The organism is Vibrio makurazakiensis (assembly GCF_050337375.1).
GTDB lineage: Bacteria > Pseudomonadota > Gammaproteobacteria > Enterobacterales > Vibrionaceae > Vibrio > Vibrio makurazakiensis.
Map to the genome: position 1 here is coordinate 1 of NZ_JAKJSW010000095.1, position 16,380 is coordinate 16,380.

Genomic DNA, 16,380 nt, shown 5'->3' on the forward strand with positions numbered 1-16,380 from the left:
ACCTCTAATAGGAGGCGTATCATGAGTACCATTGCATTTATTGGGCTAGGAAATATGGGTGGCCCTATGGCTGAGAACCTCTTGAAAGCGGGGTTCACCGTCCAAGTTTTTGACCTAAATGAAACGGCATCCAAAAAACTGGAGCCTCTAGGCGCTGTAATCTCGAATTCAGTGTTACAAGTCGTAAAAGGCGCAGATACCGTCATCACCATGCTCCCGGCTGGTGCTCATGTTCGCTCCGTTTATCTTGGCAATCAAAGTGGTGGCGTTGGGCTATTAGATGTTGTCGCTGCTAATACTTTCCTCATTGATTCTTCGACTATTGATCCTGAAACAGCAAAGCTGGTGGCGAATGAAGCGAGCAATAAGGGTTTGTTGTTTGTGGATGCTCCTGTGTCTGGCGGTGTGGCTGGAGCTAAAGCGGCGACGCTAACCTTTATTGTTGGCGGAACTAAAGAAGCTTTTGCGAAGGCGCAAGTCATTTTGCAGCATGTTGGGAAAAATGTATTCCATGCGGGGAACGCTGGCGATGGTCAAATGGCAAAAATTTGCAATAACCTGATGCTTGGAATCTTAATGTCGGGTACGTGTGAAGCGTTGAATCTAGGGATTGATAACGGCCTAGACCCTAAAGTACTGTCGGACATTATGTTGCAAAGCTCAGGAAGAAATTGGGCTCTAGAACTGTATAACCCTTGCCCGGGAGTGATGGACAAAGCGCCGGCAAGTAATGAATATCAACCAGGCTTTATGGGTAAATTAATGCTCAAAGATTTAGGTCTTGGAATGGATGCAGCAAATCAGAGTCAATCTTCAATCCCAATGGGAACATTAGCCCGAAACCTTTACGCATTTCACAATGCGAATGGCAATGAAGAGTTAGACTTTTCGAGTTTATTTGAGTTTTATCAGCGTCAAACAAAACAGTGAGTAATTCGTCGGTAACAAACGCATACAGCCTGACCATGGAGTGGAGTTAAATGAATCTTAAAGAAAGTGTTATTGCGATAACTGGAGCAGGGCAAGGTTTAGGTCAAATGATGGCCATTACATTAGCTCAGGCTGGAGCTGAGTTGGCATTGTTAGACGTGAACGAAGAGGCGTTACGGACAACTCAAGAGCAGTGTCACATGCTTGGGACAAAGGCTCTGATTTATCGAGTTGATGTAACCAGTGAACCAGAAGTGGAGCAAGTATTTTCTGATATTGTTGAAGATTTTGGCCAACTCGATGGTTTAATCAATAACGCTGGGATCTTACGCGATGGGTTATTGGTAAAAGCAAAAGATGGCGAAATGACTAAAATGTCACTCGAACAGTTCAACWCCGTCATCAACGTAAATCTGACTGGAACATTCCTTTGTGGGCGAGAAGCCGCAGCTAAAATGATAGAAACCAAGCGTAAAGGTGTGATCATCAACATATCCAGTGTCGCGAGAGCGGGAAATATGGGGCAATCAAATTATTCCGCATCGAAAGCCGCCGTGGCTTCACTTGCAACATGTTGGGCCAAAGAGCTGGCTCGCTACGGTATTCGAGCCGCTGCAATAGCACCGGGCATTGTTCAAACTGCTATGGCCGCAAGTCTTAAGCCAGAAGCGATTGAACGTTTGAACAAAATGGTGCCTGTAGGCCGTATTGGGGAAACTAGTGAAATAGCCCACGCGGCTAAATATATTTTTGAAAATGACTATTTCACCGGTCGTGTTTTAGAAGTTGACGGCGGTATGCGGATGTAATGCACCTAACACAGTTGAATTTACTGCTCAGAATCGAACACTATTTTTCCTTGGAGTACTGTCATCAGAATTGATGTATCGGCAATGTCTGCTGGCTTCATTGCGGTAATATCTTGCTCTAGAATCGCAAAGTCGGCAGATTTTCCGATTTCTATGGAGCCAGTGATCTTTTCAAGACCGAGGCTATAAGCGGCATTTATGGTGTAGGCATCAATAGCGGTGTTTACATCAGGCAGCCCCGTTTTACCCATAACGATACTGTTAGCAATGCCCTTAAGTGGGTTAATGCTATGCACATTCCAGTCACTGCTTAATGTCACATTCGCACCTGTATCGTAAATTGACCTTAGATTCATCATCGCTCGTGCTCGCTTTGCTCCTAGAAAAGCTTCAGCCCATTGGTGATCATGATTGACTACATAGTCTGAGCCCACCTGAAAATCAGCAGTGACATTAAGAGCACTAAATCGTGGCACATCATGGGCATTTATCAGTTCGACATGAGTAAGTGTGTAAGGCATTGTTGAACCTTGTTCCCGGATTAGCTCGATGGCGTTGAGTGATTCTTGTACCGCACCATCACCTATTGCGTGAATGTGAGCGCTATAGCCAAGCAGGTTCAGCTCTTTGAGCCATAAGCTCATATTTTTTGGATCTATGTAGTTAATGCCATAAGGTTGATCTGGAATATATGTGTCTAGATACGGAGCTAGAGTTTTAGCTGTGCCGTTAATAAAAATGCCATCGCTGTACATCTTGACTTGATCGACGAGCAATAAGTCGTTTTTGTCTTTCGTTGCGATTTGTCGTAAATAAGTTAGCTGAGGTTCCATAGGATCCGCAGGGGATATCCAAGGTCGCAGGGAAATACGGGCTGTTAGCTCTCCCTGTTTTTCTGCTTCTTTCCATACTTCGTACCAGCCACGTTTCCAATATAAACGGCCATCACCGATAGTGGTGATCCCGTGTGCAGCAGCTTCCCCTAGACCCAAAAGTAGCCCGTTATAGCTTTCACCAAACTGGTTTTCCAAGCTATTCCAAGCCATTTCCATGACGATATCACCAGCGTTATCCATCAAAATACCATTAAGTTCTCTGCTTTCTTCATCTCTGAGAAGCTTGCCTCCTTGAGGATCTACTGAAAGTTGAGTAAGCCCCGCGATTTTGAGTGCCGCTGAGTTAACCCACATTGAGTGAGAAGTTTGCTCCATGAGAATGACGGGTTGCTCTGGGAATATTTGGTCTATGACTTGTAAAGGTGTGTAGCGATTACTTTCGTTAAGGATTGCTTCAATAGAAAAGCCATAACCCATTAGCCATTGATTGGGCTTAGCATGTTTACGACATTTTTTTAAATATGGGATTTGTCCGTCTAAGCCTTCATCTAAACTCAGCTCACAGCCTCCCCCTGCCTCTGAAGCTGCTTCGAATACGTGGTTGTGGTTATCAATGAATCCAGGCAAAACAAATGCGCCTTGCAAATCAACAATTTCAGTTGAGCTTTCTTGTAACTGATTCGCTTGGGTGGAGGACCCGACAAAAACAATTTTTCCATCAGATACAGCTATCGCGTTAGCAGATTGGTGCCCATATACCTTCGCATTCGTAAATATGGTTTCCGCCATTTGAGCAGCGATAGTTATTGGGCTAATGATGATGCTTGCGAGTAATACGGTTGAGTAGGTGAGCTTCATTGAACGTCCTTGCAGCACATTGATAAATATGGATGGAGCTTATGTATTTATAAAAGTCTAACTCAGTGGAGCGGATAAAGAGAATTGAAGGTGTTAAATTTCTGGGTGGTGAAAATAATTATGTTGCTTTGGTCACGCAGTTAGTCGCTTATACCGAGTTTTTATTTGTTCATAACGAAAGATTCTAATGAAAAAATCATAGATGGGTTTTAACTTACGTAAACGCCCCGATATTGTTTAAGTAAGCGTAATTTTGGATAGCAGCATTATTTCCAACAAAGTAAAACCATAAATAAGGAAACATAATGGCAAACGAATACACACCACCAAAAGTATGGACTAACGACGAAAAAAATGGCGGAGAATGGGCGAGCATCAACCGACCTGACTCTGGCGCTAGGCATGAGAAAGCATTGCCCGTTGGTTCGAATCCAATCCAACTTCATTCGCTAGCAACACCAAATGGTCAAAAAGTTACTATCATGCTTGAAGAGCTATTGGCACTTGGTGTGACAGAAGCTGAGTATGACGCATACTTGATTAATATCGGCGAAGGTGACCAGTTCTCATCTGGGTTCGTTGATATCAACCCAAATTCAAAAATCCCAGCGCTTGTTGACCGTTCTGGCGATGAAGCTATTAATGTTTTTGAATCGGGTAACATCTTACTTTACCTTGCAGAAAAGTTTGGCCACCTACTACCAACGGATGTAAAAGCGAAAACGGAAGTTATGAACTGGTTGTTCTGGCTTCAAGGTTCAGCTCCGTATCTTGGTGGTGGTTTTGGTCACTTTTATGCGTATGCACCAGAAAAATTCGAGTATCCAATCAACCGTTTCACTATGGAAACTAAACGCCAGTTAGATGTTTTAGATAAACAACTAGCGAAAGGAGCGTTTATAGCTGGTGATGACTATTCAATTGCGGACATCGCCATTTGGCCTTGGTACGGAAACCTAGTCTTAGGCGCGGTTTACAACGCAGCTGAATTCCTTGATGTTGATAGCTATGTTCATTTGAAACGTTGGGCGGAAATGATGTCAAAACGTGAAGCTGTGCAGCGTGGGCGCATAGTAAACCGTTCATTTGGCGAAGAGTGGGAGCAGTTGCCTGATCGTCATTGCGCCGCTGATATCGATAAAGTGTTAAGCAAAAAGCCGAGCTAAGAATTGGTTGAATAAAAGATCGATAAAATAACACGATTGAATAAACCTACCAGTCACGTACGTGTTGGTAGGTTTTTGTGTTTTTGAACACTACATATTTTGATAGTTAGGGCCTCCGCCGCCTTCGGGTGGCTGCCAAGTGATGTTCTGAGACGGATCTTTAATATCGCAAGTCTTACAATGTAGGCAGTTTGCCGCGTTAATTTGTAACTGCTTAATGTTGTCGATAGTAACGATTTCATAAACACCAGCAGGGCAGTAACGCTGGCTTGGCTCGTCGTAGTCGACTAAGTGGCATTCAATGGGGATGGTTTGGTCTGTTAGAATTAAATGACAGGGTTGGTTTTCTTCGTGTTGGGTTCCCGATAGAAAAACTGATGAAGGTTTATCAAAACTTAATGCGCCATCAGGTTTAGGGTAGGCGATTGGTTGGCATTGTTGCTTCTGTTTTAAACTACGATGATCTTCATGGTTGTCTTTGATCGTCCAAGGTATTGGTTGATCGAGAAGGTGAGCCCACAAGTTATGTTCAAACGTTGCCATTGCGCCGCCCAACAAGCTACCGAATTTGTGTATTTCGGCACCAAAATTTCGACTGTCTTGAAGCTCTTCCCAAAGCCATGAATCTTCAAATAGGGTTTGGTAATCAGGCTCTTTGGGGAGAGTTGGTGATGTCAAAGCCTCAAATATCGATTCTGCGGCTAACATACCTGACTTCATCGCGGTGTGGCTGCCTTTGATTTTCGCAACGTTAAGCGTACCCGCATCACACCCTATCAAAAGCCCACCAGCAAACTGTTGTTTAGGTAATGAAGATATCCCGCCCTTGGTTATGGCTCTCGCACCGTATGAAATTCTTTGTCCACCTTGCAAGTATTGCTTGAAAGTCGGATGGTGCTTTAGCCGTTGAAATTCATCGAAAGGACTTAAATAGGGGTTACTGTAATTTAAATCGACAATAAGTCCGACTGCAATTTGGTTACCTTCTAGGTGGTAAAGAAACGCGCCACCAGAAGTACTACTTTCACTTAATGGCCAACCGGTTGTGTGGATTACGCGCCCTGCATTATGTGAATCGCATTCTGGTACTTCCCAAATTTCTTTCATACCCAAAGCGTAATGTTGGGGTTGTTTACCAGCATCTAACTTAAATTTTTGTATCAGCTCCTTTCCCAAGTGCCCACGACAGCCTTCGGCAAAAACGGTGTATTTTGCTTTCAGTTCGATCCCCGCTTCAAAACTGCTTTTGTTTATGCCACCTCTATCTATGCCCATGTCAGAAGTATTAATGCCAGTGACAGCGCCACTTTTATCATAATTGATAGTTGCAGCGGCAAACCCAGGAAATATTTCAACCCCGAGAGATTCAGCTTGCTCTGCTAGCCAACGACATAAATCCGCTAAACTGATTACGTAATTCTTATCGCTATTGAGCATAGGCTTAGGTGTTAATTGGTGCGGAACCGGGATGTGGTTTTGGTCGGTTGTCAGGTATAAAAATTCGTCCATACAGACGGGAGTGGTTAGTGGCGTATCTAGTTCCGGCCAGTTAGGGAACAATTCGTCTAGGGCTGTTGTTTCAAATAAAGCACCGGAAACAATGTGGGCTCCAACTTCTGCGCCTTTTTCTACAACACAAATTGAGAGCGGTTCTTCGTGATTACTGCCCTGAATTTGGTCATTGCTTTGATCGTTGTTTTGGGCGTTATGCTGCTTATTGAGTTGAGCAAGTTTACAGGCTGCCGCTAAACCGGAAGGGCCAGCTCCGACAATGACAACATCAAATTCCATGCACTCTCTGTCCATTTTGTATACCCACCTATACGCGACTGACATAAGTTTAAATATAGTCCAGTTGACGTAAACGTAAACTTTACTAAGCTCAGAAGTAAGCTTGGTAGAGCGAAAATCTTACTAATTTCTAAGTACGAGAACGCTATCTTACCTATTGAAAATAATGAGTATCTAAAGACAAAACTTAAATAAGGCTTGCACGAAGAGCATCCCAATATAAAAGGAAAGCATTGTGAAAGTATTAGTAGCGATAAAACGGGTAATTGACCCTTACGTTAAGATCAGGGTCAAAAGTGATGGTAGTGGCGTTGAAACAAATAACGTCAAAATGACGATGAATCCATTTTGTGAAATTGCGGTTGAAGAGGCTGTTCGATTAAAAGAAGCGGGACATGCTGAAGAAGTTGTTGTGGTATCTATTGGTGATTCAACTTGCCAAGAGCAGTTGAGAACGGCCTTAGCGTTAGGTGCGGATCGAGCTATTCACATTGATGTTGAAGCTGCGCCTCAGCCGTTAGCAACTGCGAAACTATTACAGGCTGTTATGGTAAATGAAGACGCTGACGTTGTATTACTCGGCAAGCAATCAATAGATACAGATAATAACCAAGTGGCTCAAATGCTCGCAGCGTTAACTAAACGCCCACAAGGAACTTTCACTTCTGAATTGAACGTGAACGATGGTGGAAAGCTATTGGTTACACGCGAAGTAGATGGCGGGCTTGAAACTTTAGAGTTAGAGCTTCCAGCGGTTATTAGTACAGATTTACGCCTCAATGAACCTAGGTATGCGTCATTGCCTAATATTATGAAAGCAAAACGAAAACCGTTAGTTACCACAACGCCTGATGAATTAAATATTAGCGTTGAAGCCACCCAAGAGGTTCTTGAAGTGCTTCCGCCGAAAGCTAGGCAATCGGGTGTGATGCTCGAAAACGTTACACAGTTGGTCGATAAACTAAAAAACGAAGCCAAAGTTATATAGCGCAACAACTTATATTGCAGAAGAGCGCTAAGGAGCGATCTTATGGGTGAAGTTATACATTCCACAGAAGAACTTTCGAAATCAGTTCTTTCAACATTGGTTATCGTTGAACACGATAACCGATCTGTTTCATCAGATACGCTGTGTACTTTACAAGCGGCCTCCCATATAACGGGAAATGAACAAAGTGTTGCGATTACGGCTCTAATTATTGGATATCAGTGCCAGTCCGTTGTCGATTCTATCACTCAGTTCGTTGACCATGTTCTTGTGATTGATTCTGAGCGATATCAGTATGTATTAGCTGAAACCTATTCAGATGTAGTGGCTAAAATCGGCACTGGCTACTCGCATTTGCTGGCTCCTGCGACTACGTTTGGTAAAAATCTAATGCCAAGAGTTGCGGCAATGCTTAATGTTGGACAGTTGTCTGATGTGACCGAAATCGAAACTTCAGATATTGTCATACGCCCTGTCTATGCAGGTAACGCATTAGCTAGAGTTAAATCCAATGATCCAATCAAGGTCATTACTGTCCGTAGTTCAGCTTTTAATATTGTTTCAGCAAAACAGAATGTCACCGATGATATAAAAGTCATCGATCCAGTCAGTCTAGACGCGGACAGTTCACCACATTTATCAGAGTTTAAATCACAGCACAAAGTAATGAGCGAGCGCCCAGAGCTTCCAGCCGCGAGAGTTGTAATCTCTGGTGGTAGGGGATTAGGTAGTAAAGAAAACTTTGCTTTAGTTGAGCAGTTGGCTGACAAGTTAGGTGGTGCTATTGGTGCATCTAGAGCCGCAGTAGACGCTGGTTTTGTGTCGAATGACCTACAAGTAGGGCAAACCGGTAAAATCGTTGCACCTGAACTCTATATTGCTATCGGGATCTCGGGAGCGATTCAACATCTTGCTGGGATGAAAGACTCAAAAATCATTGTGGCAATTAACAGTGATCCGGAAGCTCCGATATTTCAAATCGCTGATTATGGTTTGGTCGGTGACTTGTTTGAAATTATGCCAGAGCTAATAGGTACTATCGATTCTTAGAATCAACAACGCTACTTTGGTGTCTAATCGATGAATATCGAACTAACTAATTCACATTAGTGTGAGTTCGTTTTACTTAGTATGTTCATGTGATAGTTATGGTGCCTAGCGTATATTCTTTGAGGTGAAAGCCCATCGAATCGGTTTTCGCTATAGGTATTACGTGTGAGCCAGATCAATTAAACACTTCAGAATGCACTTCTTTTCGCTATTAAAGTAACCAATTAATATACTTTCGAACAAATACTGGTCAAACGATTTAAAAAATACAAAAATACTGTTGACTCATTTCATTGATTCCGTAAAATGCATCCCGTACCCAAGAGGAGAGCTGTTAAGCGATTCGAAAGGTGTTACTAAGGCGCCTTGGCAGAGTGGCTATGCAGCGGATTGCAAATCCGTGGACCTCGGTTCGACTCCGGGAGGCGCCTCCATTATCTTTCCCTTTTATGGGTGATGAATAATGAAATGCGATACTAGCTCAGTTGGTAGAGCGCAACCTTGCCAAGGTTGAGGTCATCGGTTCGAACCCGATGTATCGCTCCAAAATTTGAAGTGTTGATTGATTTCGACATTTAAGATGGTGTTTTACTTTTCAGTAATCGGCATCGCAATAAAGAATTGCGTGCCCTGGTGGTGGAATTGGTAGACACAAGGGATTTAAAATCCCTCGGCGTTCGCGCTGTGCCGGTTCAAGTCCGGCCCGGGGCACCATCTATTAAAGTCTGAACTTATGAAGTTCAGCATGCGATACTAGCYCAGTTGGTAGAGCGCAACCTTGCCAAGGTTGAGGTCATCGGTTCGAACCCGATGTATCGCTCCAAATTAAAAAGCCCGAACAGAAATGTTCGGGCTTTTTGGTTTCTGAAATCTAGCTTTCCCATTTGCATGTATTCTTCTAATTGTTTCTTAAAGCCTTCTGCCCGTATACCTATTACCATACACATACCTTTACTTTTTCAAAGCGACTTTCTTCAATCGCCACTTTAATATCTAGTAAGAAGTAAGTGGGATGAGGGGCTGTTGGCTAGGCTAATTAGATTGCCTATATTTAAAGCGATCGTTCAACCAAACCTCGTATTTATAAACCTATTATTAAAAAGTATTGATCGTTTGTTTCAATTTATGTTATTTTCCCGCGCAATCTCGGAATGGTCGATGTTCAAAAAGAGCGCGATTGCTTCTGGGGGATACGCGTAGTGACCATTCTTGCTGATTGGGACGCTACGTAGGGTAGGTATCGGCTAGTCCTTTAGCTGATAGACGGGATACTTATGGCGCAATTCGCCATGCTAATGGGAAACCCAACATTGAACTCATTTAACACAACATTGCTAATCAGCTCTGCATTTCCAAAGGGACCAGTTCTCCATAACTGTCCGATCCTGCAAAAATGTCCAATTCTTCAAARCAGTAGTATTACTGAACCTTGAGCTCACGCTAACAATTTACCGCTGTTTTAAAGCGGTCTAATTTCGTATTCGTCATTTGACTTATGCGAGCGTACAGCTATATCTCATTTCTAGACAATACGTGTATTTCACAACGAACTCTCTTTAACTAAGAGGATGTTTTTGTGCAATTACGTCTGATGGAGGTGGGTATGAACATATTCAAGGGGACTTTTATGACTACCGCCTTTGAAGTCGATATTAATACTATCGCAAATTCATTTTCAACTATGGTTCCTATTATAGAGGGAACTTACGATCTTACACCTGACGCTATTTTGCTAGAGCAAGAGCAGCACGAATCGGATGTACGTTCTTACCCGAGACGTCTACCTATCGCTATTAAAAGAGCATGTGGCGTTTTAGTTGAAGATACTCGTGGCCAGATCTTTCTCGATTGTCTAGCTGGTGCAGGTACTCTTTCTCTGGGTTACAACCACCCTGAGATTAACCAAGCACTAAAAGATCAGCTTGACTCAGGTTTGCCATACCAGACTCTCGATATTACGACTCAAGTAAAAGAGACGTTTATCCAGCGAGTGAAAGCCTTTCTTCCTCAAGACTTTTCAACTAACTCGGTTCTTCAATTCTGTGGTCCGTCTGGCGCTGATGCTGTGGAAGCCGCGATTAAGCTAGCTAAGCAAACAACAAGTCGTAATACCATGTTTGCTTTCCGTGGTGCTTACCATGGCATGACCAACGGCACCATGGGCATGATGGGCAACCTTGGCACTAAAGAACGTCGTAGCGGCTTAATGTCTGATGTGCACTTTATGCCTTTCCCATATAACTTACGTTGCCCGTTTGGTCTTGGTGGTGAAGCTGGTGCCAAGGCAAGCATTCGTTACATTGAACGTATGTTGAGTGATGATGAATCAGGGATCATGAAGCCTGCTGCTATGATCGTTGAGCCTGTACAAGGAGAGGGGGGCGTAATTCCAGCGCCTGCATCTTGGTTACAAGGTCTGCGCCGTATTTGTGATGAGCACGGTATTCTTCTTATTTTTGATGAAATTCAATGTGGTGTAGGCAAAACGGGTCATCGCTTTGCGTTTGAAGAATCAGGTGTTAACCCTGATATTTTGTGTCTTTCAAAAGCGATTGGTGGTGGACTGCCTATGTCGCTGCTTGTGTTCGACAAGAGTATCGATACATGGAAAGCCGGTGAGCATACCGGCACATTCCGTGGAAACCAGTTAGCGATGGTGTCTGGCGCTAAAGCGCTAGAAATTATTGAAAGAGATAACTTAGTTGAGCACGCAAATATTGCAGGTCAGTACTTACGTAATGGATTAGAAAAAATCCAATCTCGTGTGGACTGTATTGCTGAAGTTCGCGGTAAAGGTTTGATGCTTGGGGTTGAAATTCAGCAACCTAATGGCGAGCTTAACAAGTTTGGTGAGCCTAAATCAGACGGCGATTTGACTCTAGCTATCCAGCGCGCAGCTTTAGAACGTGGCTTGATGGTTGAAAAGGGTGGCCGTGATGGCTCCGTGATTCGTTTCCTTCCTCCGATGATTATCTCCTTCGAGCAGATCGACTTTGCACTGAATGTGATGGAAGAGGCAATATTGGCTGCTGGCGGTAATTTGCAAGAGAGCGAAGAGCCAAGCTCGGAGTCTAATCAAGCATGGAATAAGCATTTCATTCAGACTGGTTTTGGAGGAAGTGACGAATTCGCCAATGTCATGAACCAAACTACTCAAGCAATGAAGTCGGTATTTGAACAAGTCGATGCCCCTTATTCTGGACTCGATCCAAAAATGCTTGAAGCTGCAATTAAAGCTGTTGACCTCGATAACAATGAGCACTCTTTGGTTGATGTAGTAGGCAGTACTGCTGACCTAGTCGCAAAAAACTCCATCTTTGTACAGCATCCAGATTGTATCGCGCATCTTCACACGCCTCCTTTGATGGCATCGGTAGCTGCTGAATCAATTATTGCAGCATTGAACCAGTCAATGGACTCATGGGATCAAGCATCGGCTGCGACTTATGTCGAGCAGAGAGTAGTCGATTGGATGTGTGATAAGTATCAACTGGGTGCGCAAGCTGATGGCATTTTCACTAGCGGTGGTACACAAAGCAACCTAATGGGTTTATTGCTCGCGAGAGATTGGGTGGCTGATAAGTATGATGGTCACTCTATTCAAAAGCTTGGCTTACCAGACTACGCGAATAAATTACGCATTCTATGCTCTAAAAAGTCGCACTTTACTGTCCAAAARTCGGCATCTTTGTTAGGATTAGGCGAAAATGCAGTATGCTGTGTTGACGCTAATGCCAATGGCACAATTAAGGCTGATTTGTTGGATGCTGAAGTTAAAGCGCTCAAAGCTCAAGGGTTGATTCCTTTTGCCGTTGTGGGTACAGCAGGTACAACCGATCACGGCGCAATTGATGACCTTGATGCCATTGCCGACATCGCAGCAGAGCAACAGATCTGGTTCCATGTTGATAGTGCTTACGGTGGCGCGCTTATTTTAAGTAGCCATAAAGCACGATTGAAAGGTATCGAAAAGGCTGATTCAGTAAGCGTTGATTTCCACAAGTTGTTTTATCAAACAATCAGCTGTGGCGCAGTGCTACTGAAGGACAAAGCAAACTTTAAGTACTTACTGCATCATGCAGACTACTTAAACCGCGAGCATGACGAGTTGCCTAACCTGGTGGATAAGTCGATCGCTACGACTAAGCGTTTTGATGCATTGAAAGTTTTCATGACCATGCAAAGCGTTGGGCCAAAACAACTAGGAGAGATGTACGATCATCTTCTAGAACAAACACTTCAGGTCTCAGACCTAATTCAAAACCACGAAGGTTTTGAGCTGCTTGCTGAACCAGCACTTTCTACGGTGTTGTTCCGTTCTGTAGGTAGTAATAATCAACTAGGAAAGACTGTCACGGATTTAGACAAACTTAATCAGACTCTAAGGTTAGAGGCGCTGACTCGTGGCGTTGCTGTGCTTGGAGAAACAGTAGTAGATGGCAACAGTGCGTTGAAATTTACTATTTTGAACCCGTGTTTAAAGACTTCAGACTTTGAGTCTTTGCTTAACAAAATTCATACTCTAGCGGCTGAGCTAGCAGAACAACAAAGGTAATTAATACTATGGCAATTCTACAAATTGGTGCAGGCGGCGTTGGTTGGGTTGTTGCACATAAAGCAGCACAAAATAACGACGTACTGGGTGATATCACAATCGCATCTCGCACTGTGGCTAAATGTGAAAAAATCATCGAATCAATCAAAGGTAAAAATAACCTTAAAGATTCAACTAAGAAATTAGAAGCTCGCTCAGTAAACGCTGACGATGTTGATGCACTTGTTGCTTTGATCAAAGAAGTTCAGCCAGATCTTGTTATCAATGCTGGTCCTCCTTGGGTGAACATGGCAATCATGGAAGCGTGTTACCAATCAAAAGTGTCTTATCTAGATACATCGGTAGCTGTTGATTTATGTTCTGAAGGTCAGCAAGTACCACAAGCTTATGATTGGCAGTGGGGCTACCGTGAGAAGTTCGCTGAAGCGGGTATCACTGGTATTCTTGGTGCTGGTTTCGATCCAGGTGTAGTGTCTGTATTTGCAGCGTACGCAGTTAAACACTTGTTCGACGAGATCGACTCAATTGACGTAATGGACGTAAATGCTGGTGACCACGGTAAAAAGTTTGCGACAAACTTTGACCCAGAAACCAATATGCTAGAGATCCAAGGTGATTCTTTCTACTGGGAAAACGAAGAGTGGAAACAAGTCCCTTGTCACTCTCGTATGCTTGAGTTTGAATTCCCTAACTGTGGTTCGCATAAAGTTTACTCAATGGCACACGATGAAGTTCGTTCAATGAAAGAGTTCATCCCTGCAAAACGTATTGAGTTCTGGATGGGTTTCGGTGATGCATACCTAAATTACTTCAACTGCATGCGTGATATCGGTCTTCTAAGCCCAGACCCACTAACGCTTCATGATGGTACTGTTGTTCAGCCATTACACGTACTTAAAGCACTACTACCAGACCCAACATCTCTAGCTCCGGGCTACACTGGCTTAACGTGTATCGGTACTTGGGTTCAAGGTAAGAAAGACGGCAAAGAACGTAGTGTATTCATTTACAATAACGCAGACCACGAAGTGGCTTACGAAGATGTAGAGCACCAAGCGATCTCTTACACTACTGGTGTACCTGCTATTACTGCTGCACTTCAGTTCTTCCGCGGTGAGTGGGCTGATAAGGGCGTATTTAACATGGAACAACTAAACCCAGACCCGTTCCTAGCGACGATGCCTGAAATCGGTCTAGATTGGCATGTTCAAGAACTTGAAGCAGGTCAAGGTCTTCCTGTGATCCACGAGCTTAAAAAATAAGAACGAAACGCTTGTTTTTATTTAGTATCAAAGGGGACACGAGGTGTTCCCTTTTTAGACTTGCAACCTTAAGGTGTTGGTATCATTTATTTTGAGTTTGTAACTCATTTTGTTTGAACAGGACAAAATCAAAATAAATCACATCAACCTCATAATTTTCCTTTTCCATCTTTTAGATGCTGCTTGAGTGCGTATAGAAAATGACATTCCAGAAAGAAGAACTTAAAACCCCATATTTTATGATCAGCGAAGATAAGTTGATTGCGAACTTAGAGAAAGCGAAACAACTAAAAGAAATCTCAGGCGTGAAGCTAGTCTTAGCGCTTAAATGCTTCTCGACTTGGGGCGTGTTTGACATCATCAAACCGTACTTAGACGGCACGACAAGCTCTGGCCCTTACGAAGTTAAGCTAGGCCATGAAACCTTTGGTGGCGAAACGCATGCATACAGCGTGGGTTACAGTGAAGATGACGTGAAAGAAGTTGCGGACATCTGCGATAAAATGCTCTTCAACTCGCAAAACCAATTAGCTGCGTACCGTCATATTGTTGAGGGTAAGGCATCTGTCGGCCTGCGCTTGAACCCTGGTGTGAGCTACGCAGGACAAGATCTAGCCAATCCGGCGCGTCAGTTTTCGCGTTTGGGTGTTCAAGCTGACCATATCAAGCCAGAAATCTTTGATGGGATAGATGGTGTGATGTTCCACATGAACTGTGAAAATAAAGATGTCGACGCATTTATCGGTTTGTTGGACTCAATCTCTGAACAGTTTGGTACACATTTAGATAAGTTAGACTGGGTTAGCATGGGTGGAGGCGTATTCTTCACTTGGCCGGGTTATGATATCGAAAAGCTAGGTTTGGCGTTGAAAGCCTTTGCTGAAAAGCATGGCGTGCAGATGTACCTAGAGCCGGGAGAAGCGATCATCACTAACACGACCGATTTGGTAGTGACTGTTGTCGACATTGTTGAGAACGTGAAGAAAACGGCGATTGTGGATTCTGCAACAGAGGCACACCGCCTTGATACGCTTATCTATAATGAGCCTGCATCCGTTCTTGAAGCGTCCGAAAATGGTGAGCATGATTATGTGATTGGTTCATGTTCGTGTTTAGCTGGTGATCAGTTCTGTGAAGCAAGCTTCGATGAGCCGTTGAAGATTGGTCAAAAGTTGCACCTATTGGACAGTGCTGGCTATACGATGGTGAAACTTAACTGGTTTAATGGTCTGAAGATGCCTTCGATTTACTGTGAACGCAGTGGCGGTGAAGTTCAAAAGTTGAATGAATTTGGCTATGAAGACTTCAAACGTTCATTATCGCAGTGGTCGGTTAAATAAGTTCTAGATATAAAAAATGGCAGCCACGTGGCTGCCATTTTTATGTGATATGGATGTGGTTAGCGTTTCTACACATATCTTTTTGGTCAACTCTCAACCATCACTCGTGTGTCTTCGCTTAGGGATTCTAGCTCGTTTGCAACGTCACTAATTTGAATTTCAATCGGAAGCTTAATCGCCATATTAGCAGTAAATAAGCTTGAACTTACTCCACCACCGTCGGCAATGAATACTCGTTGGCAATCCATATCCAAAATATTTATCCCCTGATTATCAAGGACATGAGTGATCTCGTTGACAATGCCAGACCTATCATTCGAATCTAAACGTACTTGATAAATAGTATCTTGCGAATGGTGTATGAGCTCGGAGTCGACGAATTGAACTGTTAAGTCAGGATTGCTGGTAAATGCAGCTTTAACGTATTGCTCGTTGTGAGTAGGTAACTGAATTTTAATCACAGCAGCGACTTGGTCTTCTATGAAATTAACTTTACTAATTAACCACTTACCATCATTTTCATGAGTGACGCTCGCGAGTTGTTTGATAGTGGTCGGTGACGCTTTACCAACGAAGTTAACGATAAATGTTGAGTTCATATATAGTCCTCAGTACCCGTATAGTTAGAAAGTAGCGCTTGTATAACTTAGAAGTATCCCCTCAAATAGGAAAATAACTGTTTGATATTCAGCAACAAAACGCTTTAATTTTAGTGTAGAACTTGGGTACCTAGAATGTTTGATGCACGTCAATTTTTTGAACTAATCAGAGGGGACAGTGAGAATAGTTATACTT

11 protein-coding genes and 4 tRNA genes are annotated in these 16,380 nt (G+C 43.3%); 12 read left to right on the forward strand and 3 right to left on the reverse strand.

Translation table 11 applies throughout. The annotated features are described in order from the left end of the window. Positions 1–21 precede the first annotated feature (21 nt). Both mmsB and L4C33_RS12140 read left to right on the forward strand, forming a co-directional pair. Positions 22–930, forward strand: coding sequence for a 3-hydroxyisobutyrate dehydrogenase (gene mmsB, locus L4C33_RS12135; RefSeq protein ID WP_428812696.1), 909 nt, complete (start codon positions 22–24; stop codon positions 928–930). A gap of 50 nt (positions 931–980) precedes the next feature. Continuing rightward, a complete protein-coding gene (locus L4C33_RS12140) occupies positions 981–1,739 on the forward strand; it encodes an SDR family oxidoreductase (RefSeq protein ID WP_428812697.1) in 759 nt (252 codons plus the stop codon). Positions 1,740–1,759: 20 nt separating this feature from the next. Here L4C33_RS12140 and L4C33_RS12145 read toward each other — a convergent pair whose 3' ends face one another. Continuing rightward, positions 1,760–3,433, reverse strand: a complete 1,674-nt coding sequence (locus L4C33_RS12145; RefSeq protein WP_428812698.1) for an amidohydrolase — start codon at positions 3,431–3,433, stop codon at positions 1,760–1,762. Positions 3,434–3,738: 305 nt separating this feature from the next. Between L4C33_RS12145 and yghU the strand changes: the two genes are divergently transcribed. After that, positions 3,739–4,599 (forward strand): glutathione-dependent disulfide-bond oxidoreductase, encoded by an 861-nt coding sequence (yghU, locus tag L4C33_RS12150; protein ID WP_428812699.1) that lies wholly within the window; start codon positions 3,739–3,741, stop codon positions 4,597–4,599. A gap of 90 nt (positions 4,600–4,689) precedes the next feature. On the opposite strand, the gene L4C33_RS12155 is transcribed toward yghU, so the two are convergent. Next, complete coding sequence (locus L4C33_RS12155; RefSeq protein WP_428812700.1) at positions 4,690–6,405, reverse strand: electron transfer flavoprotein-ubiquinone oxidoreductase; 1,716 nt, start codon at positions 6,403–6,405, stop codon at positions 4,690–4,692. A 220-nt stretch (positions 6,406–6,625) separates the two neighbouring features. On the opposite strand from L4C33_RS12155, the gene L4C33_RS12160 reads away from it, so the two are divergent. The 9 genes from L4C33_RS12160 to nspC all read left to right on the forward strand — a co-directional run bounded on the left by L4C33_RS12160 (position 6,626) and on the right by nspC (position 15,585). Beyond that, positions 6,626–7,378 carry an electron transfer flavoprotein subunit beta/FixA family protein gene (locus tag L4C33_RS12160; protein WP_428812701.1) on the forward strand — a complete coding sequence of 251 codons (753 nt, stop codon included), beginning with the start codon at positions 6,626–6,628 and terminating at the stop codon, positions 7,376–7,378. Between the two features lie 42 nt (positions 7,379–7,420). Next, the gene (locus L4C33_RS12165; protein WP_428812702.1) at positions 7,421–8,428 is read left to right on the forward strand and encodes an electron transfer flavoprotein subunit alpha/FixB family protein; all 1,008 of its coding nucleotides are present in this window, start codon (positions 7,421–7,423) and stop codon (positions 8,426–8,428) included. A 360-nt stretch (positions 8,429–8,788) separates the two neighbouring features. After that, positions 8,789–8,862 (forward strand) — tRNA-Cys (locus tag L4C33_RS12170). Positions 8,863–8,898: 36 nt separating this feature from the next. Beyond that, positions 8,899–8,974: transfer RNA gene (locus L4C33_RS12175), tRNA-Gly, on the forward strand. Between the two features lie 81 nt (positions 8,975–9,055). Continuing rightward, positions 9,056–9,142, forward strand: a tRNA-Leu gene (locus L4C33_RS12180). Positions 9,143–9,175: 33 nt separating this feature from the next. Continuing rightward, positions 9,176–9,251: transfer RNA gene (locus tag L4C33_RS12185), tRNA-Gly, on the forward strand. Between the two features lie 780 nt (positions 9,252–10,031). After that, entirely contained in the window at positions 10,032–12,983 is a 2,952-nt protein-coding gene (locus L4C33_RS12190; protein WP_428812703.1) for a pyridoxal phosphate-dependent class III aminotransferase, read from the forward strand. 8 nt (positions 12,984–12,991) lie between these two features. Continuing rightward, positions 12,992–14,245, forward strand: coding sequence for a carboxynorspermidine synthase (locus tag L4C33_RS12195; protein ID WP_428812704.1), 1,254 nt, complete (start codon positions 12,992–12,994; stop codon positions 14,243–14,245). 200 nt (positions 14,246–14,445) lie between these two features. Next, positions 14,446–15,585, forward strand: a complete 1,140-nt coding sequence (nspC, locus tag L4C33_RS12200; protein ID WP_428812705.1) for a carboxynorspermidine decarboxylase — start codon at positions 14,446–14,448, stop codon at positions 15,583–15,585. Positions 15,586–15,671: 86 nt separating this feature from the next. Here the strand turns inward: nspC and L4C33_RS12205 are convergent, their stop codons facing one another. Then, positions 15,672–16,184, reverse strand: coding sequence for a glycine cleavage system transcriptional repressor (locus L4C33_RS12205; RefSeq protein WP_428812706.1), 513 nt, complete (start codon positions 16,182–16,184; stop codon positions 15,672–15,674). Positions 16,185–16,380 lie beyond the last annotated feature (196 nt).